This window comes from Paenibacillus sp. DMB20 (assembly GCF_000987955.1).
Lineage (GTDB): Bacteria > Bacillota > Bacilli > Paenibacillales > Paenibacillaceae > Paenibacillus_AQ.
Genome location: NZ_LAZU01000021.1, coordinates 154,117 through 176,867 on the forward strand (window position 1 = coordinate 154,117; position 22,751 = coordinate 176,867).

23 protein-coding genes and 2 pseudogenes are annotated in these 22,751 nt (G+C 48.2%); 19 read left to right on the forward strand and 6 right to left on the reverse strand.

The window, feature by feature from the left end; genetic code table 11:
* Window positions 1-7 precede the first annotated feature (7 nt).
* The 5 genes from XI25_RS08085 (at window position 8) to XI25_RS08100 (ending at window position 3,938) form a co-directional block, all read left to right on the forward strand.
* The gene (locus XI25_RS08085) at window positions 8-970 is read left to right on the forward strand and encodes a hydroxymethylpyrimidine/phosphomethylpyrimidine kinase (protein ID WP_235439746.1); all 963 of its coding nucleotides are present in this window, start codon (window positions 8-10) and stop codon (window positions 968-970) included.
* Window positions 967-1,638, forward strand: coding sequence for a thiamine phosphate synthase (thiE, locus tag XI25_RS08090; protein WP_046678132.1), 672 nt, complete (start codon window positions 967-969; stop codon window positions 1,636-1,638). The genes XI25_RS08085 and thiE overlap by 4 nt, the downstream gene beginning before the upstream one ends.
* A gap of 362 nt (window positions 1,639-2,000) precedes the next feature.
* Window positions 2,001-3,362, forward strand: a complete 1,362-nt coding sequence (locus XI25_RS08095; RefSeq protein WP_152669093.1) for a transcriptional regulator — start codon at window positions 2,001-2,003, stop codon at window positions 3,360-3,362.
* The gene (locus XI25_RS35715; RefSeq protein ID WP_268794479.1) at window positions 3,359-3,493 is read left to right on the forward strand and encodes a hypothetical protein; all 135 of its coding nucleotides are present in this window, start codon (window positions 3,359-3,361) and stop codon (window positions 3,491-3,493) included. The genes XI25_RS08095 and XI25_RS35715 overlap by 4 nt, the downstream gene beginning before the upstream one ends.
* Window positions 3,494-3,758: 265 nt before the next feature.
* Window positions 3,759-3,938, forward strand: a complete 180-nt coding sequence (locus XI25_RS08100; RefSeq protein ID WP_046678133.1) for an aspartyl-phosphate phosphatase Spo0E family protein — start codon at window positions 3,759-3,761, stop codon at window positions 3,936-3,938.
* 206 nt (window positions 3,939-4,144) lie between these two features.
* Here the strand turns inward: XI25_RS08100 and XI25_RS08105 are convergent, their stop codons facing one another.
* Genes XI25_RS08105 through XI25_RS36145 form a run of 4 tightly spaced genes read right to left on the reverse strand, consistent with a single transcriptional unit; the run spans window position 4,145 to window position 6,253 of the window.
* On the reverse strand, window positions 4,145-4,750 hold the full coding sequence (locus tag XI25_RS08105) for a response regulator transcription factor (RefSeq protein ID WP_046678134.1): 606 nt from the start codon (window positions 4,748-4,750) through the stop codon (window positions 4,145-4,147).
* A gap of 52 nt (window positions 4,751-4,802) precedes the next feature.
* Window positions 4,803-5,678, reverse strand: a complete 876-nt coding sequence (locus XI25_RS08110) for a sensor histidine kinase (RefSeq protein WP_052759514.1) — start codon at window positions 5,676-5,678, stop codon at window positions 4,803-4,805.
* 7 nt (window positions 5,679-5,685) lie between these two features.
* Window positions 5,686-5,931: a hypothetical protein gene (locus XI25_RS31175; protein ID WP_052759515.1), complete on the reverse strand. Its 246-nt coding sequence runs from the start codon at window positions 5,929-5,931 to the stop codon at window positions 5,686-5,688.
* Window positions 5,906-6,253 carry a DUF418 domain-containing protein gene (locus XI25_RS36145; protein ID WP_327204751.1) on the reverse strand — a complete coding sequence of 116 codons (348 nt, stop codon included), beginning with the start codon at window positions 6,251-6,253 and terminating at the stop codon, window positions 5,906-5,908. The genes XI25_RS31175 and XI25_RS36145 overlap by 26 nt, the downstream gene beginning before the upstream one ends.
* Before the next feature lie 373 nt (window positions 6,254-6,626).
* On the opposite strand from XI25_RS36145, the gene XI25_RS36150 reads away from it, so the two are divergent.
* From XI25_RS36150 to XI25_RS08170, 11 genes and pseudogenes are all read left to right on the forward strand, one after another.
* Window positions 6,627-7,160, forward strand: a complete 534-nt coding sequence (locus XI25_RS36150; protein WP_327204742.1) for a hypothetical protein — start codon at window positions 6,627-6,629, stop codon at window positions 7,158-7,160.
* A gap of 504 nt (window positions 7,161-7,664) precedes the next feature.
* Entirely contained in the window at window positions 7,665-8,474 is an 810-nt protein-coding gene (locus XI25_RS08120) for a CPBP family intramembrane glutamic endopeptidase (RefSeq protein ID WP_046678135.1), read from the forward strand.
* Between the two features lie 304 nt (window positions 8,475-8,778).
* The gene (locus XI25_RS08125) at window positions 8,779-9,732 is read left to right on the forward strand and encodes a helix-turn-helix transcriptional regulator (protein ID WP_046678136.1); all 954 of its coding nucleotides are present in this window, start codon (window positions 8,779-8,781) and stop codon (window positions 9,730-9,732) included.
* 329 nt (window positions 9,733-10,061) lie between these two features.
* Entirely contained in the window at window positions 10,062-10,496 is a 435-nt protein-coding gene (locus XI25_RS08130; protein ID WP_152669094.1) for a hypothetical protein, read from the forward strand.
* 971 nt (window positions 10,497-11,467) lie between these two features.
* The gene (locus tag XI25_RS31180; RefSeq protein WP_052759516.1) at window positions 11,468-12,001 is read left to right on the forward strand and encodes a WXG100 family type VII secretion target; all 534 of its coding nucleotides are present in this window, start codon (window positions 11,468-11,470) and stop codon (window positions 11,999-12,001) included.
* A complete protein-coding gene (locus tag XI25_RS33660; RefSeq protein WP_046678139.1) occupies window positions 11,964-12,464 on the forward strand; it encodes a hypothetical protein in 501 nt (166 codons plus the stop codon). The genes XI25_RS31180 and XI25_RS33660 overlap by 38 nt, the downstream gene beginning before the upstream one ends.
* Window positions 12,465-12,554: 90 nt before the next feature.
* Window positions 12,555-12,998, forward strand: a complete 444-nt coding sequence (locus XI25_RS08150; RefSeq protein WP_046678140.1) for a hypothetical protein — start codon at window positions 12,555-12,557, stop codon at window positions 12,996-12,998.
* Window positions 12,999-13,217: 219 nt separating this feature from the next.
* A pseudogene (locus XI25_RS34350) lies at window positions 13,218-13,816 on the forward strand (carbohydrate ABC transporter permease).
* A gap of 35 nt (window positions 13,817-13,851) precedes the next feature.
* Window positions 13,852-15,510 (forward strand): extracellular solute-binding protein, encoded by a 1,659-nt coding sequence (locus tag XI25_RS08155; protein ID WP_046678141.1) that lies wholly within the window; start codon window positions 13,852-13,854, stop codon window positions 15,508-15,510.
* Window positions 15,511-15,544: 34 nt separating this feature from the next.
* The gene (locus XI25_RS08160) at window positions 15,545-17,278 is read left to right on the forward strand and encodes a family 10 glycosylhydrolase (protein WP_082112274.1); all 1,734 of its coding nucleotides are present in this window, start codon (window positions 15,545-15,547) and stop codon (window positions 17,276-17,278) included.
* Between the two features lie 830 nt (window positions 17,279-18,108).
* A complete protein-coding gene (locus tag XI25_RS08170; RefSeq protein ID WP_046678144.1) occupies window positions 18,109-18,516 on the forward strand; it encodes a hypothetical protein in 408 nt (135 codons plus the stop codon).
* Between the two features lie 256 nt (window positions 18,517-18,772).
* On the opposite strand, the pseudogene XI25_RS36790 reads toward XI25_RS08170, so the two are convergent.
* Window positions 18,773-19,002 (reverse strand): annotated as a pseudogene (locus XI25_RS36790) (IS3 family transposase); the annotation flags it as partial.
* A 5-nt stretch (window positions 19,003-19,007) separates the two neighbouring features.
* Between XI25_RS36790 and XI25_RS34355 the strand changes: the two are divergent.
* Entirely contained in the window at window positions 19,008-19,226 is a 219-nt protein-coding gene (locus XI25_RS34355; protein ID WP_046678145.1) for a GntR family transcriptional regulator, read from the forward strand.
* Complete coding sequence (locus XI25_RS34360) at window positions 19,223-19,504, forward strand: hypothetical protein (RefSeq protein ID WP_152669095.1); 282 nt, start codon at window positions 19,223-19,225, stop codon at window positions 19,502-19,504. Before XI25_RS34355 ends, XI25_RS34360 begins: the two co-directional genes overlap by 4 nt.
* 39 nt (window positions 19,505-19,543) lie before the next feature.
* On the opposite strand, the gene XI25_RS08185 is transcribed toward XI25_RS34360, so the two are convergent.
* Window positions 19,544-20,485 (reverse strand): FmdB family zinc ribbon protein, encoded by a 942-nt coding sequence (locus XI25_RS08185; protein WP_046678147.1) that lies wholly within the window; start codon window positions 20,483-20,485, stop codon window positions 19,544-19,546.
* A 469-nt stretch (window positions 20,486-20,954) separates the two neighbouring features.
* On the opposite strand from XI25_RS08185, the gene XI25_RS08190 reads away from it, so the two are divergent.
* Entirely contained in the window at window positions 20,955-22,736 is a 1,782-nt protein-coding gene (locus XI25_RS08190; protein WP_046678148.1) for a vWA domain-containing protein, read from the forward strand.
* Window positions 22,737-22,751: the final 15 nt, after the last annotated feature.

Below are 22,751 nucleotides of genomic sequence, written 5' to 3' on the forward strand. Positions count from 1 at the left end.
CTGACGATTGCGGGCTCGGACAGCGGCGGCGGCGCCGGCATCCAAGCGGATCTCAAAAACGTTCCAGGAGCTTGGCGTATACGGCATGTCGGCCATTACCGCAATAACGGTCCAGAATACGCTCGGCGTGCGCGGGGTCTATCCGCTGCCCCCGGAGGCGACGACGGAGCAGATCGAGGCCGTCGGCTCGGATCTTGGAGTGGATGCGTTGAAAACCGGCATGCTGTTTAGCGCGGAAATCATCCGTACCGCCGCGGAACAGATCCGGAATTTCGGCTGGGAAAAGGTTGTCGTCGATCCCGTGATGATCGCCAAGGGAGGCGCGGAGCTGCTGCGGCCTGAAGCGGTGCAGGCCTTGAGAGAGGAACTGCTGCCCTTGGCGCAGATCGTTACCCCGAACATTCCGGAAGCGGAAGTTTTGTCCGGCATGCACATCCGTTCCATGCATGATCGCCGGGAAGCCGCAAAGCGTATCCTCGAACTGGGGCCGAAAACGGTCGTGATCAAGGGAGGCCATGACGAGGAAGGCGGGGTCGCCGAAAGTGGGGGGCCTCGCGGAATTGGCGGCAGGCTTAACGAAATCGGCGAAGACGGGAAGAACCGTAATTCCGGCGGAGAGAACGCGTACGGCAATAGCGCGGGAGGCAGCGAAAGTTCCTCGGGCAAGGGCAGTACCGGGCGTTCGTTTGGAAAGGAAAGAAGCGGACAGATCGTCGACCTGGTGTATGACGGCAAGGACTTCAAGGAGCTGACGGGCAAACGGGTGCTGACCGCCCATACGCACGGAACCGGATGCACGTTCTCCGCTGCGATTGCCGCCGGGTTGGCAAAAGGGCTATCCGCAATCGAAGCCATAACCGAGGGAAGAGCGTTCATCCAGGCGGCGATCGAAGACGGCCTGTATCTGGGACACGGGCATGGCCCAACCAACCATTGGGCTTACGGCCGCCGTCAGGAAGTGCTCCGATGAGCGGCAGGATTACTCCCGCCAGGATGCGTGAATACTTGCGGATGTACCTGGTGATGGGCAGCACCAATTGCAGGGAAGAGCCCGAACGGGTGCTGATCGAGGCATTGGCGGGCGGAGCGACGATGTTCCAGTTCCGCGAGAAGGGAGAGGGGGCATTGCGGGATGAAGCGAAACTCTCGCTAGCCCGCGAGCTTCAGGGCATGTGCCGCCGCGCCCGCGTGCCGTTCATCGTAAACGATGATGTGGAGCTCGCCCTTGAGCTGGACGCCGACGGCGTGCATATCGGCCAGGACGACGAATCCGCCGAATCCGTGCGCGGGCGGATTGGAAACCGTATCCTTGGCGTATCCGCCCATACGGTGGACGAAGCCCGCCGCGCCATCCATCATGGTGCCGATTATCTCGGCATCGGTCCGATTTATCCCACCTTCTCCAAGAGCGATGCCAAAGCAGCGCAAGGCCCCGCGATTCTTCATGAGATGCGCCGTTCAGGGATCGAGCTCCCGATGGTCGCCATTGGCGGGATTACGGCAGGGCGCGCGGAGGAAGCGATCCGAGCCGGCGCCGACGGCGCGGCTGTCATTTCTGCGGTTACGCAAGCGGAGCATGTCCGGATGGCGGTGGAGGAGATTGCTGCCAGGGTGCGGGCAGCGGTGAGGATGGGGTGAAAGGATTGGCTTTGCTTGAAGGAAAGGGCGCCAGATGCTGCTGGCGCTCTTTTTTTTTGGAAGAATACGGATCATCGATATAGAGAAGGGGATTAAGTAAGCTTTTGACAACGTGATGGGTTTGGTTACCAGTCGAATCCTATTATTGTTTATAAATGGATTGTGTAGTAAACTGTAAATATATTGAAATCCATCCGGCAATTGCAGAAGAGATTCGCCGCAATGCGGTGGCGTTTGTATGATCGCCCGGACCCAGGCGTAATTGACAGGTGTAATAATTAAATATACTATTACTTTTAATAAATTCTCATACTAAATTATGGATGTTCCGAGTGTGAATGTCTTATTGGAGGTTGTTTGCTTTGATACATACAACCACGATACGATCAGAACTGGAAAGCTATTTGAGAAGGACCGGCTTAACGATTAACCGCTTTGCCGAGAATTCGGAGGTCAATTCGGGCACGATCAGTGCCATCATTAAGCGAAACCGGCCCATTGCCATGCAACAGTTAGACCGGATTACGTCCGCCATGGGACTTCCGGAAGGCAGCCTTTATGAGCTCTATGTGGATGAATGTTTTATTCATTCCCCCAATTGGAGACGTTTTCGGCCATTTTTGTACCGTTGTGCCGAATTGGACAAGCTGGAATGCATAGAGAAAGTTGTTCGGCTGATGATGGACAATCTCTCTTACGTTCCGGCGCTTTTCGATACCGCCGAGGATTTATACCAACAGGGCAAACACAAAGCTGCGGCCGTCATTTATGAATGCGTGGCCGAAAGCGAGAAATACCAGCATTCCGAGCGGCTGGCCCTTTGCCATTATCGGCTTTTTTCGATCGCAATGGGTCAGGACCAGGAGCAAAACCTCCGGGCCGCCGCCAAATTCGAGGGCTTTATTGAACGGCTGGATGAAATGGATCAACTCGATGCATTAAAAGACTTGGCAAATACGTACTCTTCTCTTCGGCATTGGAGAAAAGTCGATGAACTGGCTGAAGAGATGGGACGAAAGGCAAAGATTCAGTACACCTATAGATATGAGAAAGCAAAAAGGCATGAACTGCATAAGCAGCCCAAACTTCCTTTATTTTCATACATCTCCTATTCCTACTTGCTGCGTTCGGCCGTTTGCGACGAACGCGGCGATTATGAGGAGGCTTTGCGGTATGTCTCCTTATATTCCGATATGAGTTGGGTCAAGGAGGACACGGAAGAAGCACGCCGCATTATGGAACAGTTTAAGATGTGGGCTGCTGCAAATACGTATTTATACCGGCTCATGATGGGGCATGTTGAAGTGCTGCCGGAATATGTAGCTTATATCGAATCAAGAGAAAGCGAGATTATTCCGGCGCTGATCAAAATTCTCCAAGCCGCTAACCGTTTCGATTTTAACGTTGACGGCATCCTGCACAAGTTTGAACAACAAATTTCTCTTTATGCCGTAAACAAGGCGGATTCCGGAACGTATACCCATCAAGTCGCAGCCGACCGGTATACGCATTTTCTGACCGAGCTATCCTCCTATTTTTTGGATAGACAGAGGCATGAGGAAGGTGTAAAGTTGTTATTAGATAGCTTGGCTTTTGCCATTGAAATCCATAATGAAGATTCGATCCTCAAGTGCGTAAGATTGTTTGAGCTTTTCAGGCATGTGGCATCCAATGAAGAACAACATAGATATAAAATATTAATTAGCGAGGTGCAGATGAAATGAAAAGAAAAATCGCTCTGCTGTTGGCTACATTTAGTATCGTAATGTCCATTGCTGTTCCAGTAAGTGCTTCTGCTTCTGATTCAAGTCCCGTTATCATCAAACCATTTACTCATGGCGTCGGAGGACTTTGATTCTTGATATTGTAGGCCCCGTGAAATGATCAGGGTTTATTGAGTAAGTCAGTTCGAGGCAGTTCATGAAGGGCGTTCCCGTCATAGGGAGCGCCCTTTTCTTGTAGATATAGAATTTATAAGTTATCAGCGGAGCTGATGAAATTCTATATCGCAAGAAAAAACTTCAGCCCCTATCCACCCAATCTATGAAAAGTATGCAATACAAATATAAATCTATATTTTTACATTATGTTCTAAAATATTACAGAAGGGGGTGGGAGCAATGATGCAAACCGATGTCATGCGGCATCGAATAGAAGAGTCGAGGCAGTTGCTGCATCAGCTGGGGAATCAGTATGGATTGCTGCACCCTAAAGTCCTTAAACAATCGATGGCCCTTGACGAACTTCTTAATCGGTATTACCGGGCGATACGCAACAAAGATATGAAGCCCATTGCCTAGAAAGTAACGGTATCTTCCTGGAATTTCCTTCCTTTATATAGCAAGAACAGGCCCCCGGAGTACGGATTGGGTCTTGAAGACGTTAATTACTTTTCTTTAAATATAAGAAAATCTAAGGTATAGAAACACGGCTTTGTTTATCGCGAAAAAAAAGCTCCGTCGTCCTTTGAGTGGATGACGGAGCCTTTTGGTTTATCCCTGTTCTTTCAGATCCAGCCCCGGTCGCGAGCTTTGCTTATGGCGTGGTGTCTGGTTTCCACTTCAAGTTTCTGGATGGCGGAGGACAAATAATTCCGTACCGTTCCCGTCGTCAGATAGAGCTTGCCCGCAATAACGCGGGTTGAATCCCCTTCCGCCGCCATCCGCAGCACTTCCTGCTCGCGTTCGGTCAGCGGATTGTCCTCATGGGCAAACAACGAATCGGCCAGATAGGGACTGACCACCCGTTTGCCTTGCATTACCTTTCGAATCGCCTCGACCAGAAACTCGATCGGCTCGTCTTTCAAAAGATAAGCATCGACCGCTGCGCTCATCGCTTGCTGCAAATAGCCGGGTCTTGCAAAAGTGGTAACGATCATGATTTTGCAGGTCAATCCACCCCGTCTTATGGCAGCGGCCACCTCCAGTCCGGTGAGTCCGGGCATTTCAATATCCAGCAAGCACAGGTCAGGCTTGCAGGCTTCAATCATGCTGAGCGCCTCATGGCCGTCGGATACCTGTGCGACAATCTCGATATCATCCTCCAGCTGCAGCAGGGAAGCGAAAGCGCCCCGCAGCATGTGCTGGTCTTCTGCTATAACAATACGAATCAATGCGGTTACCTCCTTCATCTGGACGATGATTGCGGAATCGAAGGCTCAGTGCTCATGCGCGCTTTAGACCAGGGCCTGTAAGCCGAACCGGGATGCTCAGCTTCACCAAGGTCCCCCCGGAGGGGGACGGTACAATACGAGCCTGCCCCTGAACCTGACGCATCCGCTCTTGCATGGAGGGCAGGCCAAAGCCTTCCGATGGCTCGGGCGTAATGCCGTTGCCGTTGTCCTGAACCGTAAGGCTGTAGATGCCTTCATCGTAATGGTCACTGATGCTGCATCGGTCTGCGCCGCTATGTTTGACAATGTTCGTTACCGCTTCGCGAAGGGAAAGGGCAAGCATCGTCTCTGCCGCTCCCGGGAGGGGCGGAGGTCCTTGAAACCGTCCGCTTTCCAGCGCAATGCCGGCAGAAGAGAGCAAATTCCGAGCATGTATGAGTTCCTCCTGTAGCGGCACATGACGAATGGACGTCACCAACTCGCGGACCTGATGCAGCGCTTGGCGGGCGCTGGTTTTGATCTCTTCGATCTCGGAGCGCGCCCGGGCCGTATCTTTGTCGACCAGCCGGGAAGCCAGCTCGCTTTTCATCTTGATCATCGTTAGGGTTTGGCCCAGCGTATCATGAAGGTCCCGCGCGATCCGGTTCCGTTCCTCCTCTTGAATGTACCGTTCGAGCTTGCGGTTGGCGGCGTTTAGCTTGGAGGACAGTTTACGGGAATTCTCCACCGTACGGATAATATAAGGCGTAAGCAGCTGCAGAATAAGGAACGGCATCATCGATGACAGGAAAAAAGAATGCAGCTCTCCGTGCAGCACCGCATACGAGACTAGGAACATGGCGGCGATGCCCGCCATGCCGGCTCCCATCAGCTTGATCGTACGAGCCCGGCCGAGCATATCGGCATAAAGGAAGCCGAATAATACCATCCAATCTTTATAAAAAAATGCAGTAAACCGTTACGACCCCAAAGCCTGCCCAGGCGGCAAACACAAGCAGCCAGCCCCGCTTCCACAATGCAATGTAAAAGGAGACGAGCATCAACAAATAAAGGGCGATGGCTGCCCCCCATCCGAGCGGCTGGTTTTTCAGCACCGTCAGGTAAGCGAGAAATACCAACATGACGATATCAATGGCCAAATAACGTTCTATTTGATCAGGTGGATATAGTTTTTGAATCATGATTCCTCTCTTTGGCGGACAGCCGCCGAACGATAAATTTACGTGACGCTTCGAGCGGTCCTTGCTTAAACAGGCTCAGCCAGATACTTGTAAAGAGCATGAGGCTCAGGCAGATGAGCAGCCAGGCGGCAACGGTGCCAAACGACCCGACCGATCCGCCTAAACCGAATCCCCACCCGTAAAAAATAACGGAAGCGAGCACATTTTGCAGCACGTAACAGCTGAGCGCCATTTTTCCGACCCGTTCCAGCACCGGCCAAATCAGCCACCGGTTGAACCGTTCCGTCAGCTTGGCCAGGAGAGCGATATAACCGATTGCCATAACCGGGGCAAAAAAGATAGCGCAGCGGAAAATCAAACCATCCGCCCGGCACGAACAGCAGCAGGTTAAGCGGTATGCCTACCCCCAGACCGATCTTCAGCATCCGTTTCCGGATCGCTCGGCCCCGCTCATCCGGATGAAAGGCTCCCGCCCGCATGAGGCGTACCCCGGCAAGGAACAGAAAAATATTGAGCGACAGTACAAATATCGCTTCCATACGGAAAAAGCCGAAGTTCTCGAGCCGGAATGCAACCTGCTCGAGCCACGTTCCGCTGCCGTACAGGGCCTCTAAGCTGCCGTTGTTCAGAGACATGCTGCCCCCGCCAAAGTACAGGCTCAGGCTGGAAAGGAATAGCAGCAAAACGAGCATACCATGAATTGTACCGGTGATCCACATGGTTCGTTTGATGGCACGGTCACCCCTTTTTACGACGAAGGCGACCACGAGGGCTGTGAGTGCATAACTCATCAAAATATCATATTCAAGGACGAGGGTGTAATGCAGCAGTCCCTCAAGCATCAAAAACAGAGCGGTCCAGAGATATGGGCCGGGCCAGCGCTTTTGCTTGATCTGCGCCCTGTTGAACTGGATTTCCAATCCCGCTCCGAACAGAATGGTCAGCAAGCCGAGCAACTTGCCGTTGACCAAAAACAGAGTCACGTAGCGGATCAGTACATCCGCGGACGCCCACCAGTCATTATGCGCGTAGGTAAAAAGATAGTCGGTATTGCCAAGATGGGCGAACAACCAGATGTTTGTGCCGAGCGTGCCCATAATCGCGAATCCCCGCAGGATATCCAGCAGCCGGATCCGTTCATTGGATGTTTTCTTCATGATTATACTCCTCCCGATACGTCTAAAGCTTATTTCATATCAAGTTTAAAATTTGGGAGGAATGAAAGGTAGACACGGGCGTCATGCCAGGCAGCATGACAGGTGTCATAAAATTGGAGAAGGATACTCGAGGGCTCACTTTTGGAATATGAACAAGTATTTGTAACGTTTGGCTTAATGATATATCGACAGTTGTCCCCAATGTCGGGGCCCACGCGCATGACCGGACAGAGGCTATGCCTAGCGGCGGCTGCTTACCCTAGAGACGGACCGCGTATACGATGCTCTTGCATCCAGGTGTTCGAGCAGTTGGAGTACGGGCTTATGATGCGCGAGCATGATCCGTTTCCGTTTGAGAGTTGGATGGAATCGTCGATGAGGTTGGAGGCCAATTCATATTCTGATGTCAGTCCGGGCAACCGGGCTTTTCATTTGCGTGATCACGTAAAAAATAATGCGTGAGCAAGTCCAAACTCGACGGGGAATACGGATTCCTCCGGCGGCAAAGTCCGCTATGATCAAGGGAGCGTACCAAAAAATCAACGCTTGCTTTGAGCTAAATGGAGGGATTACGTCATGTCTGCGGTTTACCGTAAATTCGCTAATTTTTTCAATCTGTCGGATCCAAACTACGTTCGTTTTATACGTAAGTATGAAGCCAAAACGAAAAAGCAAATCGCCTTCTACCTGTTCCTCGGTCTGTTGCCCGGCCTGCTCGCGTACATTTTCGTCTACCCGCTTCGCGAGCCGATCATGGAATGGACCGGCTTGTCGGCCACGTATGTACAGTTACTGGCGCTCACTATCATGGCCAGCGGTTGGCATTTAGTCGTTCCGTTCCTGATGCTGCGCTTCAAGGACGGACTAACATTCAAGGAATCGCTTATATACCTCGGATTTCACAGACTTGATCTGAAAGGACTGCTGATCGTCTTACCGATCTTGACGGTCTTGTTCACGCTCATTACGCTACCTTATGTGAAATATGTGTATCCGCCGCTTCACGAATGGCTGAACGGATTCCCGGCTTTCCATATGGGAGAATGGCATGTTTTTAATCATGATTATTACGATCCGAACTTTCCATGGCCGCTGTTTCTGATTGGCCTGATTGGCAACTTTATCGGCGAGGAAGTCTACTTCCGCGGTTATCTGCTGCGCAAGGTGGGACGCCTCAGACTCGACTGGCTGTGGATCGCGATCATTTTCCAGATATACCATATGTGGCAAATACCAATCAATTGGGCGTACATTCCGATAGCCCTGTTCATCCCGGAGGAAATCTTGGTCAAGCTCCGCAAAAATATATATGGCGCCATCCTGCTGCATCTGTTCGTGAACTTTCTGTGGGGGATCGTTACGATGTATTTGGTCGGCGTGCGATGAAGCCTTTCTCTGAAGTCTGGACGGAATGCCTGCTGACCATTCATGTATGCAATCCACGGCCTATATTTACGGCCCGTATTTAATTGAAGTGTGTTCAATCGACCGCCTGCTGTCACAAATCGTGATACGGGCGGTTTTTTTTTATATACCGGATGGCAAGAGCCCTACCTTTTTGCAGTCATAACATGCAAACAGAAACTTGTATACATAAAAACATAATCCGGTAGTTCCAAGGAGGGGTTTTTATGGGGCTGACGAATTATTATAGTGAACGTTTTTTTAGTTTAACCAGGAAAAGAGGCCTATGTCAGACAAGCTGTTTCGATGGTTCAAAATCATCTATGCCATTCAAGCCAGGCCAGGGATTAAAGCCCCGGAGCTGGCGCAACACTGCGACACCGACGTTAGGACGATTTACCGGGATTTAAGATCGCTTGATTTGCTGGTCCCGATAACCAATGAAGGTCACGGGAAGGGATATACGTTTGCGGGAGATTTTGTCATGTATCCTCTCAACTGGACGCCACAGGAAGCCTTGGTGTTTTCCATGCTGCCTTCCCTTGTGGATCCCCATAACATGCCTGAGGGCTTTGATAGTGCATATGACAAGGTGATGGCGGCATATTTCCGGGAGAAACGCCGGGATCAGGATATCCTGCAGAACATTACGGATATCATCCAGATGGGATCGCCTGCTTACCGAGAGGATTCGCCCAATTATTTGCTGCCGGTGATCGAAGCCATCTTAAACCAAAAAACACTATCCGCCATCTATTACACCCAGAGCCGCAACGAGTTGACGGAACGTGAGATCGACCCTTATTATCTCGTTCCGCGGGAGCAGCGGTTTTATCTGATCGGCTTCTGCCATCAGGCTCAAGATATACGAACCTTTCGGTTAAGCCGCTTCCGTAAACTCGAGATTACCGAGCGCGATTTTGACCGGGGAGACTTTAACGTGAAAAGCTACATGAGAAATACTTGGTCCATCGAACGCGGCAGGGAGCAGATTCACTTCAAGGTGAAGTTCTCGCCGGACGTAGCCCGTTATATTAAGGAAGAGGAGATGTTTGTACGGCCGAGAATGATCGACCTGCCCGATGGCAGCCTGCTGTTTGAGGTGACGCTGAACCATGATCGGGAGTTTTTGAACTGGGTGTGCCAGTATGGCCCGGAAGCCGAGATCCTGGAGCCGAAGTCATACCGGGAGCTTATGCGGAAGCGGCTGGAGAGATGGGGGAGGTTGTATGATAAGTAAGGCAGGAGGCAGGGGGGTTCTTTAGCTCTGCGGGAAGGTTTGCAAGATGGATGAACTAGGTTAAGAGCCAAGGAATAGAATGAGGGATTTTAGAGTCTGCTCTTCATAGATCGTTGGTAATAAGGGGGAGGTTTTGTTGGACATCATGAGGCTGAAGATCAATAAAAACAACAAACCCAGCATTAAATAGGTTACGAATACTTGATAGACTTTCAAAAGCTTATTCCAACTTGAACATGAGAGAGAATTAAGCTTTTTGCATTATCCAAAATCAATGACGGATAGATTGTTGGTGGCTGTATTGGAGTGAATGGGGTATTATGGGGGACATGGAATTTGAAACACATTTTACTGTTACAAATTATAATGACTACGAACTTGAGTCTGAATTTGCAGGCATCAAAGAATATCGAGAAAAATTTGCAGATTCTACGGAAACGGATTCCTATACAATAAGAGATAATAAAGTGTATAAAGATAATGGTGAGCTGCTGAATGACAATTCAGATTTTAGTGTACTTAATGACAGCGGTGGTTTTCCTACTATGAGTCATTATTACAGTACTCGTGATTTGAAGACTTATACATTTGGAACTTATAGTGATGTGAAATTTAATTTAGGAGCTCTTTATATGGGGCCGGCTGGATCTCATACCTCGGGAACTGTATCCCGTAATCATTCTTTTTTTTATAGTGCTAAAACTGCGGTAGATTCATTCGAGGATAGCGTTGATGATTACGTTACCAACATCGATCTATTATGATTGCAACAGGCACGGCTTTAATTACGTGGGAGACTATTGTTGGTGCCATAGCAGCGCACGTAATTGATGCATTCAATGATGCTAAAGATGATATTGCTGATGCTTATATGTATGTAGAAGCTTTCATATTTATTATTATAAAAAAGGCATAATAGCAATGTTGATCATTGCTATTATGCCTTTTATTCAATCCCAGAAATGTTAAAATATAAGATGTTTTATTAAGAAAGGGTGATGGCCATGCTATTAACGATTATAGGAGTATTAATGATTGTTTTTATTTTCAGTATAGTGATTTTTCGAATTATCAAATATAAATTCAATAAATTAAACAAAGAAAATATTGGGCTTCTTGTGATCGCTGTTCTTATAGCAATCACCTGCAAAACCCCAGCCATTTTTTTATTATTTTGCAATTGCTTTAGACGTGATTTTGTTGCTTATAATAGTTGCAGGGATGGTCGCCAAAACCAAGAAAGCATAGTGTGATTGTCAGTAGCACATACAAATGCAAAGTCTGTATTCATATGAACAGTCTCCCATGAGTGTTTTCTTCCATTTCTTCAGATGTATTTTGATTCCCAAACGATATTAAAGAAAATAATAAATAACATATATCGCAAGGGTAGATCGTTGTCGCACCCCACGTGGGTGCGTGGATTGAAATGTCGAAATCCGCCCAATTGATGGCAAAGAAAAGTCTCACCCCACGGGAGCTAGGATTAAAATGTAAAATCGACCGCATCATTTTAAAAAAAGGCAAGAGCGAACCGATAATGCTGCGATACTGCTTTTATAGCCTCCCTCTAATCATTCATAAATCCACATTGATTATCCTTAGAAATAGTAACTTTTAACCAAACAGCCCACACCAAGAATGAATCAAAACAACAAATGAAGGACCCTGGAACCTTTTCCAGTTAATTGTAAACCTATAAAATCAGGATAGCAAATAACGGAGAGGTTATTTTATGTCCAAGATCCTTGTTCCACCGGAGCAACTGCTCCGAGTGGCGAATGAGTTCCATACAGCGTCAATGCAATTGGAATGGACCCTGAACCTGCTGAATCAGCAAATCTCTACGATGTTGGTTTGGGAGGGAACAACACGGCAGCGGTTTTTTGAAGATTTTCAAAGAGCCCGCAGCGAGATGACCTTAACAGTTGAACACATGCAGGTCATTAGTGAAGAATTAAAGAAAATTGCTATTAAATTTAAACTTCTAGACGAAGAGTTATTTCCTGTACTTCTTGGCGAGAGGGAAGATGAGCCCAAAACATGGCAGGACCATGCGGAAGAGCTTTGGGAAGGCGTGAAATCCGGCGGTAAGATTTTGGCTGAATCAGTTACCGATACAGTAGAATCGCTAATAGAAGACCCATTAGGGACTGGCGGCCAGATGCTGTACAATGCCACAATTGGAACCGTTGAGGAAGTCGTCGACACGGCGGTTTGGGGGAGGGAAAATGCTTTTCGATGTCGGCGACACCCGAGAAGAGTATAATGAGAAAGTCAACGAAGCGGGTAGCGTAGCGAACTATGTAGGTCAACAGGGGGCCCTGTTAGCAGGGAGTGTCGTACTTGGCAGGGTTGGGGTCAGGGGCAGACATGCGTTGAAGCCTGATTCAGGTGGTGACGGAGGTGGGCCTCCTAAGAAGGTTGAGGGGATGGGCAACTCTGCAAAGTTTACTCCCAATGAAAATGGATATTATGGAACAGTCGGTCAAAGTGGAAGTACAAAAGTAAGAAATCTAGCAGGAGGAGATAAGGCCGCTCGGGAATTTTTTGAAGAAAAAACTCAAGGCTTTAAGACTGAAAAAGATCTTAGCGATGGTAAAGTTCTTAGGATTATGGAGGACGGGACAGTAATAACATTTAGATCTGTTTCACATTCTGACGGTACTCCTGCTGTAGATATTAATGGAGGTAGTACTTTCAAACAGCAAAAAATTCACTTCATACCATAAAAAGGAGGGATAAGGTGCAGCACGTTATAAAAAAATGATATAACTGAAGAGCAAATTGATATACTAAGAAGTATAAAAGGTGCTTCATCGATGAATCTGTATATCGACGAAGTTGGAGAATTTGCACTCAATTTTGTCATTGAAATCCCTGATAGGAAGATAAGCGTAAAAAATATTCCTATCAATGCATCAGATGGTGAAGAGTATCCTAAATTAAAAATCGAACATGTTACAACACCAAACCCCGATTGTAAATTAATATATGTGGGTACGGGCTTAGAGGATATACTCATTTTGAAGGATGTAGCATCTTGGCGAAATAATGGCGATAATTGGATGGTTGAGATTGATATCGGAATAAAGTTAGTTTTCCAACAAGAGGAATTCTTAATAGTTGCCCAAGATTCATTGGCCGGATTTCTCAAACTGTTCAAACTTAACAAAATGACTTCAGTGAAGGAAATTTTAGAGGATTACTGGTCAATGAAAACTGATAAAGTTGACTCTTTAATAAGAGATGAAAAGAAAATATAGTTGTTATAAAATCAACCTTGATTGGCTTCGTGCCTATCAAGTTTTTTTTCTTTGGGGGGCTACCCAGTGCCCATCATTCAACCAATAACACATATAACCCATGTAATACCCATACAAAGATTTGGTCATTTAGTTTGTACGCACACAAATGCTTGAAATTTATACTCTAAATAACGCTATTCCGTTATGAGTAGGAATGAGCTTTTTTTTGCGTGAAGGATTAAAATCCTCCAGCGGACCATTTATATCCTGTTGTCGTTACTGGCGGTTATCATGCTCTACCCGTTTTGGAACTCGCTTGTCATTTCCTTTAATCAAGGAAGCGATACGCGCTTGGCGGCGTAACCTTCTGGTCAAGGGTCTTTACGCTGGAGAACTATTACATTGTGTTCCAGGATAACCGTCTATTGAACTCCTTTGGGGTCACCATCCTTAGAACTTTGTGCGGCACTGTGCTGTCATTATTTTTTACGGCTCTCTTGGCCTATGGGATGTCAAAAAAAGCGTTGTTGTATCGAAAACAATACATGGTGTTCTTTATCGTAACGATGTTTTTTTAGCGGCGGGTTGATTCCAACCTACATGCTCATCCGTTCTCTCGGTATGGTCGACACCTTTTGGGTCCTGGTTATACCCGGCATCATTAGCGTTTATAACATGATCGTCATTCGCACCTCATGAACCGGAATCGAACGATTACGACGAAGTCGTTGACCATGGCCACGATGATGATCGCTACGATCCCTATTATCTTGACGTACCCCTTTCTCCAAAAGTATTTTGTTAAAGGTGTATTGATCGGATCGTTAAAAGAATAGAAGACTTCATATTCTAATAGAAAGAAGGAAAAAGAATGCGTAAACGTATAAGATGGGCATCGCTTCTGTTTGTCTCCGTACTCGTTTTTCTGAGCGCTTGCGGCGGGGACGGCAAACCGGACGCATCGCAGGAAAATAACGGGGGAACGCCGGACGCAGGGGCAGTCGCCGATGATGGCAGCGGAATCAAGCCTGTTACCTTCAGTTTCTATGGGCACTACGACTGGCTTACGACAGCGCCTTGGGCAGAGAACGAGGCAACGAAGTGGATCCAGGAAAACCGCAAGGTGACTGTTGAACCGGTGCAATCCGGAGGGGCGGCTACGGAGAAATTCAACACGATGATCGTCAGCAACGATCTGCCGGACGTCATCTTTACCGACCGCGGGGCTACGGTGGAGCGGCTGGTGAAGGCGGGAAAACTCGTGGCGCTGGATGCTTACTATGAGAAGTATCCGAACTTCAAGAAATATGTCAAAGCATCCACCCTGAATCTTCTTCGCTCCGAGGACGGGAAAATCTATCAAATCCCGAACTGGTATACATCGGGGCAATTCGGCAACGGCGGTTGGATGGTGAATAAGGATATTTATAATGCGCTCGGCAGACCGGCGCTGGAAACCTTCGATGACTTATATCAATATTTATTGCAGGTTCGGGACAAATATCCGGATGTGGTGCCTCTGGAAGTTGGGGAGAAGGGAGCAGGCCTTGAAATTATGTATGGCGGTTTCAAAGAGAATTCCACCAGCAAATTCATTTCGCTCATGGGATATCCCGAAGGCGATAAACTGGTGTCCATCTATGATGATCCTGCCTTTAAGGAAATGATGCTGTATATCAACAAGCTGTTTCGCGAACGCCTGATTACGCAGGACGCGCTGCAGCAAACCCAGGACGCGGTAAAAGAAAAGGTGAATACCGGCCGGGTAGCGGTCATGATCGAATCCAACATTACGACCTACGGAGCCGAGGGGCATCGAGCGCTGACGGCAAACCATCCGGATAGCGGGTATGAGATCATTTGGCCGATTCATAAAGCCGGATTAGATAAAAATAAAGTTTTTGTAAGCGGTTTCGAAACGCTTGGTTGGAACGTTAACGTGATCACGACCAATGCGAAAGACCCGGAAGCCATCTTCGCTTATTTTGATTGGATTACCGGTCCGGAGGGACAGAAGGTCCTTTTCTTCGGTCCGAAAGGCTTGTACTGGGATGAAGAGGATGCGGATGGAGCGCCGATTCCGAACGAGAAATACAAGACGACTCCTGCCAATGAGCGTACGGAGAAAATGAGAAAATTCGAGGACTTTAACTGGGCGGGAAATACGACGTTTATTGATACGGCAAAAATGAGACTGGAGACTTTGCTCTCCAAAAATCAGAAGTCGTGGGAGACGGTGGCTCAGTCTACGGTAACCTGGAAAACCTCTCTGGACCTTACGGAATTTGTGAATACCGACCCGGTTCCGGACACAGAAATCGGCATCATTGCTCAAAATGTCCGTGATATTTATACTGTTGCTTTTGCCCAGATGGTCTATGGGAAGTCCGATGCCGATGTGCTGTCGGCCCTGGAGACGGCCAAAACGAACTCCGCCAATGCAGGGCTGGATAAGCTGCTTCAATTCAAAACCGAGATATGGCAGGAGAATGTCAAAAAAAATCAATGCGACTCAGTAATCCTTGTTTGAAGTCTAAAAAAACTATTTTAATGGAGGCAAGAATATGAGAATAACGCTGAGGGCGAGGTTCGTAGCAGTGCTAAGTTTAGTGGTAGCTTTCTCGATGGCAGGCACTTCCGGTTTGGTTATGGCATCGGGGGAGACCAATCCTCCCTTTGAAACGGAAGTCATTGTAAGAACAGTGAACCAGTTTAAAAATAAGGCGGATGTACTCACTTTTATCGAAATGTCCAAACGCTACGGAGTCGATGTCATCAGCATGAACGTCAAGCAGGATGAAGACGACGAGGTTCCGTCTGGCCGGGTGTTTTATCAGAGTGATATCGCGCCTGTAGCGAGTGGATACGAGAATTTCGATGCGTTGCAGGAGGTCGTGACGGCAGCCCATGCAGCAGGGATCAAGGTTCATGCTTGGATTCCGCAGTTCCACGATCAGGAGGCCTTTCTGAAGCACAAAGACTGGCAGATGCAGTCGCTGGTCGACGGGGTTCGAACCCCGTTTACAGGCTCAAACGGCAACGAATACTTCGTTAATCCGCTTCATCATGAAGTTCAGCAGTATGAGCGCTCCATCATTCGGGAAGTGATTGAGAACTATCCTGTAGACGGCGTTGTGCTGGATTGGATCCGCTTCGACAATTACAATATGGACGTGAGCGATTACACGGTCGCAAAGTATCAGGAGCAGTTCGGATACTCACCGCTTAGCATTGACTTCGAGACGGATTCGCCTCGGCGCAAGCAGTGGAATGACTGGAGAACCGATCAAATCGGACAGTATGTAGGGGATATTCGCAAGGACATTTCCCAGTCCTCGAAGCCAGGAATGCAGCTAGGCGTGTATATTTTGCCGCCGGAATTTGTAGAGGTTGGGCAGGATGTATCCAAATTCAAGCAATCTATCGATTTTGTCGCTCCCATGGCGTATTTCGATGACTGGGATTTCAACAGCGATTGGGTATACAGCAAAGAATATGGTATTTTGAAGGATACGAGCGATCGGATCAGCGGCAATCAAGTGGAAATTGTAGCTACTCTGGATAATGACTGGACCGATGACGAATATCAGGAGATATATAAAGGAATCCGCGATAATTATCCGGGCGTAAAGCGTCTCTCATTCTTTGCTTATGGGACTTGGCCCGAAGCCGAGCTGGCGAAAATCAATGAACGCACAACTTGGCCGACGCCGGACTGGACGCCACCGGCAGAACAGGATTACCCGGCCAAGCTGCCGACAGGCTGGAAGGCGAGAAATATTGGTTCTATGCCAGGGGACGTTGTATACCATTCTTCTAAAAAGCAGTTTTCGCTGAGCAGCCGCTCCACGGATATTTGGGGGAGAGCGGATCGGCTGAACTTTATATATCAACCCGTGAAGGGCGATACGGAGATGATTCTTCAGGTACGGTCGATGGACCGTCTTCACGGTTGGGCCAAGGCCGGCATTATGATACGGGAGTCTTTGAGTCATGATTCAAAGCACGCGGATATGATGATCACCTCCGAGAACGGCGCCGCGTTCCAATATCGGCAAGAAACAAAGGGGAGCACGACCGACCAAACCGCGGATGGATCCGCTCCAAGCTGGCTGAAGCTGAGCAGGAAGGGAAATACCTTCATCGGGTCGATTTCTGCCGACGGCAGGAATTGGGCAGCGGTCGGGACAGTCAGTATCCCCATGGACCAACAGGTATATATTGGCATAGCGCTTAGCAATCCGGGAGACGATCCGGGGAGCAAGGCCGTCTTCACCAATGTGAAGTTAAATCAATAACATTGTGTGTTAAAAGCGGGTTCGGTCTGCTGATGCTCGCGAAATGGGGACAATGTCCGAACCGGAATGGATAAGGAATTTACGTATGGCCAGTCCAATATACTCGTTGTGGCATTAGCTGGGATACCGGTTAATGCCACTTACCTGTTCAAGGGGATGGCAAAGATGACGGGTATTGTTTCCTACATACTTGCTCCTGATGTAATCAGACGGAAACAGAAGAAACAACTTTTAGTGCTTCAACCTCACGCCCGGTACGTTATATAATAGAGGCGTGAAAAAACGAACGTAGGCCGTGAAATGCCTGCCTTATGTCGAATACATGGCTGGTGCGAATGTGAAGCGAGAACATGATTTTCCCGGGGGATTCGCACCAAAATATGACCGTTTATTTCCTGTTTGGAAGTAATAAAGGGTTGTTTTTTGATTTATCATTGAAGGATAGAATTTATTTTTTGTAGTTAAACGACTTTTTGGGCTGTTTTGTCTAAAAAATCGGCGTCGCACCCTACGCGGGTGCGTGGATTGAAATCAGTATATCGATTCCACGATTCCCTTGATCGCCTGGTCGCACCCCACACGGGTGCGTGGATTAAAATGTAAAATCGGCCGCAACATTAATACATCTCAGTGCATTAAAAAGGCGAGAGCGAACCGATATCTAAATGCTTCTATACTGCTTTTATAGCCTCCCTCTAATCATTCAAAAATCCACATTGTTTTCCCATAGAAGTAGTAACTTTTTACCACATAGCCCACACCAAGAATGAACCGATTTATGATGGGAAAAAATCAACTAAAATACGCTATGATGATTAAGGAGGGCTACCTTGGAAGAGATTTGGAGAATATGGGAAGTCGGAAATGAAATGAAATCAAAGTATTATGTTGAATCCATAATTGATAATATTGAGGGATTCCGTATATTGCTTTCTGAGGCTAATGATGAATCTAAGAAAGTAGAGATATTATTCGAGGATTCGGTACATGCCTACAGAAGTACTGATGAAAGTTTTAGGCAAAGTACAATAAACTACCTTGATGAGTATTACGGGACTGAGTTCTATCGAGACCGTACTTTTTTCAAGGTGTCAAATTCGAAATACATTCAATGGCTATCATTACAGTCCTTCGGCATTGCTGACTCAGAGCCAGTACATCACTTTTCCATCTTAGCAGTAGATTCTGTCGTGGATATTATTGCCGCATACGAACCGAAAATTTCCAAGCTATATTAATGTTTTGGGCGGTTACTCATTTTTGAGCTAACCGCTTGTTCTTTTGGGATGGGGGCTACCCAGTGCCGAATGAACAAGTTCACCTCATCATTACCAACATAACCATTGTTCAACCTATAGGATGTTTTCACGAATGTATCTCTGTCAATAGAGTAGACACATGAAACAGAGAAAATCATAACAATAGGTGGTTCATACGTTCGTATTGGTTGGGCTTGTAATACTCTATGGACGAGTGGATCCTTTTTCCATTTTAAAAGCTTGCAATGTATTCGAAAATGCGTTTTCGTGCCTGCTCTCGTGTTTTAAACTTTTCCAGGTAGATCAGTTCTTTCTTGATAACACTGTGAAAAGACTGATGAATGCGTTGTCATAGCAGTATCCTTTTCGGCTCACGCTGCCCTTCATGTTGTACTCCTTTAGCCGGGCTTTGTAGTCATGGGAGGCATACTGGCTGCCGCGGTCAGGATGATGTAGGATGCCTTGTGGCAATGAACAAGGTGGCCCAATCCACCTATCAGATCCAGCGAGATGTTGACCGCCCTGCGGGGCAAATTGTACGCGGAGTGTACAAACCGGGAGAGTATCTTCCTTCCGAAACGGACTTGGCAAAAGTATTCATGCTCAGCAAAAACTCCGTCCGGCTTGTTCTGGACAAGCTGGTGAAGAGGGAATTATCGAAAAAATACCGCGCGTGGGCAATTTGGTGAAGAAGCATGAGTCCTCGGAGGTTCGTTCGGCGTTTATTCCTTCTTGTATCTCCAGGCTAATCGGCGTTGAAGCAACAAGACGATCCGCCAAGGAAAAAAAAGAGATGGCTGCCTATCTGATGGGCAGTCATCTCTTTTTTGAAGATATAAGAAGGTGTAAGCTTCGAAAGACGCAGCGTTTAATCCTGACGCCCCGCCAACTCTTTCGATTGCCAATAGAAGAAGGTATTGCGGAATTCCAATCATTTCCACAATGGCAAAACATAAAAAATCATTAATTTCCGAGGGTTTGGAGCTTCTCGTATCGTCATATATTATCAGCCTCTCCCGGCAGAGTCCTGGAAATCAGGATCCCATTGATATTGGTCGCGCACGATTCTGTCGACCTCTTCGGGTACCCGACCCCAAGGCTCATTGGGGTACTGCTGAATCATTCTGTGCAAGCGCAGCAGGCGGTCCTTCGGCAGCCGGTAGGCATACCGGCGAATTAATCCGGGATACGCGAGCACATACCGTTTCATTCTTGCGGCTGCTCCGGCCACGCCGGCCAGGATGTCCTGACCGTTTTTAAGACCGAGGATTTCCGGCTCGTAATGGATGACGTATCGGAACGTCCGGTCTTTGATCAGTTCCCGCTTGATTTTGGCAATCTCGCCGATATAATCGACCAGCAGCGGGTCATATTGCTCCAGCAGAAGCGGTTCCAGCTCCAGTTCCATATCTTTGCGCAGTGCAAAGTGATGGAGAAGCCCAAGCTGCTGCAGCCGAATCGTATCGTTGTGAATCAGGGGGCGCAGCTGGCGCAGCAGTTCGTATGTGAGCTGCTTGTCCTCATCCCAGTGTGAGAAGGCTGTCTCCCAGTCACGGTACATGTCCCGGATCAATTGCACCTGTTCCTGCTGCAGCAGCCGATCCAGCTCCCGGCTGCATTCGGAAGAGAACGACTTTCGCTGGATGTACCAAAGAATGCCTATAAGCAGCAGGGCTGCGGCAAGGCAGAGCATTCTCTGGGCGAACGTTTCGCTCAGGAGGACGCCGACCAGTCCCATGAACGCCGCAAAGAGACGTTTCGTTAGCATTGACCGTTTTACATTGACGGCCGACTGACGCTCGATCGGGCGCAGAGCGGTTTTGCCGCAGGAAGGACAGACTTCGTCTTCCAACACAGAGAAGGAGCCGCATGATTTGCATCTGCTGATTAAATCATAGAGTTGCCTTGGCTTGTGGTAAGGTCTGAAATGGACTGGTATTTTTTTCATGGCGTCTTTCTGCTCCTGTCGTTCAATAGAGAGAGAAGCCGGCTGTCAATATCTTTCGGTGCGGGTGACTTTTTATGTCGAATCCAGTAGGTGACGGCTTGAATGACAATAAAAAGAAACAAAATCGCGATACATCCGTATGCAAACATAGTGAGTCCCATCCTTTTATACAATATCTTTGGTCAAGTTATTGCTGGAAATGACATTGCTATATAGCTTTGTTCCTATATTGTAATGGTATTATGGTTGAACTTTACAATCCCTGATTATATCATAATGACAGTCGGTGGTAGATTTAGTAAATATAATGTCGCAAACAGTAAATTAAAGAAGAAAAATAGCGAACCAAGAAGATGTTTATCTCGTTTTAACAATAGCAAGAACGATTGGGTATAACAATGAGTGCCGTTTCAGCGCGCTTGCGTGTGCCTGCCATTAACCTATCATTTTATGATAAAGGAGTACAACTATGCTTCAGAGAAAAGTGATCGCTTATATGATGTTGTTCACTCTGGTATTCAGCTTCATGCCGTGGATCGGGGGGGAAGCCGCTGCTTCTTCTACCCGGACGGCGTCTAAAATCGATGCGATGCTCGTTATCGACGTGAGCAACTCGATGGATACGAGTGATACGGATAAAATCGGAAACGAAGCGATGAAGATGTTCATTGATATGTTGTCTACTACCGGAGACAAGGTGGGCATCGTTGCCTACACCGACAAAATCGAACGCGAGAAGGCGCTGCTCGAGATGCGGTCCGAGACCGACAAGGGGGATCTCAAGCAATTCATCGACGAACTGAACCGCGGAGCCTATACGGACATCGCCGTCGGGGTGAAAGAAGCGGTCAAGGTGCTTGAGCAGGGAGCCGAGCCTGATCATGAGCCGATGATCGTTCTGCTTGCGGACGGCAACAATTACCTGAATAAGAACGGTTCCCGTACGCAGGCGGAGTCGGACCAAGAGCTGAGCGCTGCGGTAGCCGACGCGAAGCAGAAGGGCATCCCGATCTACACGATCGGGCTTAACGCCGACGGGCAGTTGAATCAGGACGCGCTGGCGGACTTGTCCAAGCAGACGAACGGCAAATCATTTGTCACGTCTTCCGCGGACGATCTGCCGCAAATATTGAGCGAGATTTTCGCCAGTCATCAGAAACTGAAAATCGTTCCGATTCAGTCGATGACGGGGAGCGGAAGCTATCAGGACGTGACAGTGAATGTGCCAAACGCGAACGTGATGGAGGCCAATATTTCCATCATGTCCTCAAAGCCGGTCGATCTGAGGCTTTACGATCCGTCCGGCAAGGCGGCAGCCATCCCCGGGGATGATGTACGGCTGTCCCGCTCGAAGAGTTATTCCCTGCTGAAGCTGCTTGAGCCGGCTCAGGGCGATTGGAAGCTGCAGGTAAAAGGGGCGGAGAAAGACAAAATCGATATTAATCTCGTCTTTAACTATGATTTGAAGCTGGCGCTGGACCCGATTCCGTCCAAAATCCACAAACCGGGCGACAAGATCCAAATCAACGCTTATTTGACCAGCAATGGCCAGAAGCTGCAAAATGATGCGCTCTATCGCAATATGAAAGCCGTGCTTCATGTTAAGGATCTTGATACGGGGAAAATCGCCAACCTTTCGCTCGTTAACGCGGGAGATCGCTTCACGGGTGAGTTCGAGGTGAAGGACAAGCATGATTATGAGCTAAAAGTAAGGGCTGAGGAGAAAAGCTTTTACCGGGAGACGGTACCGGTTAAGGTCAGCGCGAAGACGGGGGCAGGCGCAGGGGCCTCTGCCCAGCCAGGGGCTGGCGGGGAAGAGGAAAAGCCGTTCCCGATGTGGATTATCTATTCAGCCGCCGGCGCGGCTGTGCTCGGTCTGGCAGCCGCCTTCCTGTTAGCAGCATGGAAGAAGGCGAACCGCGGCTTCGTAGGCCAGTTGGTGATTGAAGTGCGGGATGAGAACACGGGCGAGAAGAGCCATCCTCAATATAAGAAGTTGAACGCCTTCAAAGGCAAGTGTACGCTCCACCAACTGCTGCAACTGGCTCCCGAGTTCAAGGAGACCGAGAAGATGGTGTTCATTCCGGACAGGAACGACCGCATTCTGCTCAAGAACGGCTCAAGCGGTACCATCGAGAAATCAGGTCGAGCCGTCGACGCGAGCAGAGGTTTGGAACTGAAGAGCGGCGATCGGATTACCGTTCCGTTAACTCAGGCAGATAAAACGATCTGGATCGAATATATCGTATAGGGAGGAACATCCATT

What these genes read in the sequence shown, in the direction of transcription:
- thiE (WP_046678132.1), top strand. Translation starts at nt 967, where the DNA reads ATGAGCGGCAGGATTACTCCCGCCAGGATGCGTGAATACTTGCGGATG.
- XI25_RS35715 (WP_268794479.1), top strand. Translation starts at nt 3,359, where the DNA reads ATGAAAAGAAAAATCGCTCTGCTGTTGGCTACATTTAGTATCGTAATG.
- XI25_RS08100 (WP_046678133.1), top strand. Translation starts at nt 3,759, where the DNA reads ATGATGCAAACCGATGTCATGCGGCATCGAATAGAAGAGTCGAGGCAG.
- XI25_RS08110 (WP_052759514.1), bottom strand. Translation starts at nt 5,678, where the DNA reads ATGGTATTATTCGGCTTCCTTTATGCCGATATGCTCGGCCGGGCTCGT.
- XI25_RS31175 (WP_052759515.1), bottom strand. Translation starts at nt 5,931, where the DNA reads ATGATTCAAAAACTATATCCACCTGATCAAATAGAACGTTATTTGGCC.
- XI25_RS36145 (WP_327204751.1), bottom strand. Translation starts at nt 6,253, where the DNA reads ATGGCAATCGGTTATATCGCTCTCCTGGCCAAGCTGACGGAACGGTTC.
- XI25_RS36150 (WP_327204742.1), top strand. Translation starts at nt 6,627, where the DNA reads ATGAATTGTACCGGTGATCCACATGGTTCGTTTGATGGCACGGTCACC.
- XI25_RS08120 (WP_046678135.1), top strand. Translation starts at nt 7,665, where the DNA reads ATGTCTGCGGTTTACCGTAAATTCGCTAATTTTTTCAATCTGTCGGAT.
- XI25_RS08125 (WP_046678136.1), top strand. Translation starts at nt 8,779, where the DNA reads ATGTCAGACAAGCTGTTTCGATGGTTCAAAATCATCTATGCCATTCAA.
- XI25_RS08130 (WP_152669094.1), top strand. Translation starts at nt 10,062, where the DNA reads ATGGAATTTGAAACACATTTTACTGTTACAAATTATAATGACTACGAA.
- XI25_RS31180 (WP_052759516.1), top strand. Translation starts at nt 11,468, where the DNA reads ATGTCCAAGATCCTTGTTCCACCGGAGCAACTGCTCCGAGTGGCGAAT.
- XI25_RS33660 (WP_046678139.1), top strand. Translation starts at nt 11,964, where the DNA reads ATGCTTTTCGATGTCGGCGACACCCGAGAAGAGTATAATGAGAAAGTC.
- XI25_RS08150 (WP_046678140.1), top strand. Translation starts at nt 12,555, where the DNA reads ATGAATCTGTATATCGACGAAGTTGGAGAATTTGCACTCAATTTTGTC.
- XI25_RS08155 (WP_046678141.1), top strand. Translation starts at nt 13,852, where the DNA reads ATGCGTAAACGTATAAGATGGGCATCGCTTCTGTTTGTCTCCGTACTC.
- XI25_RS08160 (WP_082112274.1), top strand. Translation starts at nt 15,545, where the DNA reads ATGAGAATAACGCTGAGGGCGAGGTTCGTAGCAGTGCTAAGTTTAGTG.
- XI25_RS34355 (WP_046678145.1), top strand. Translation starts at nt 19,008, where the DNA reads ATGAACAAGGTGGCCCAATCCACCTATCAGATCCAGCGAGATGTTGAC.
- XI25_RS08185 (WP_046678147.1), bottom strand. Translation starts at nt 20,485, where the DNA reads ATGAAAAAAATACCAGTCCATTTCAGACCTTACCACAAGCCAAGGCAA.
- XI25_RS08190 (WP_046678148.1), top strand. Translation starts at nt 20,955, where the DNA reads ATGCTTCAGAGAAAAGTGATCGCTTATATGATGTTGTTCACTCTGGTA.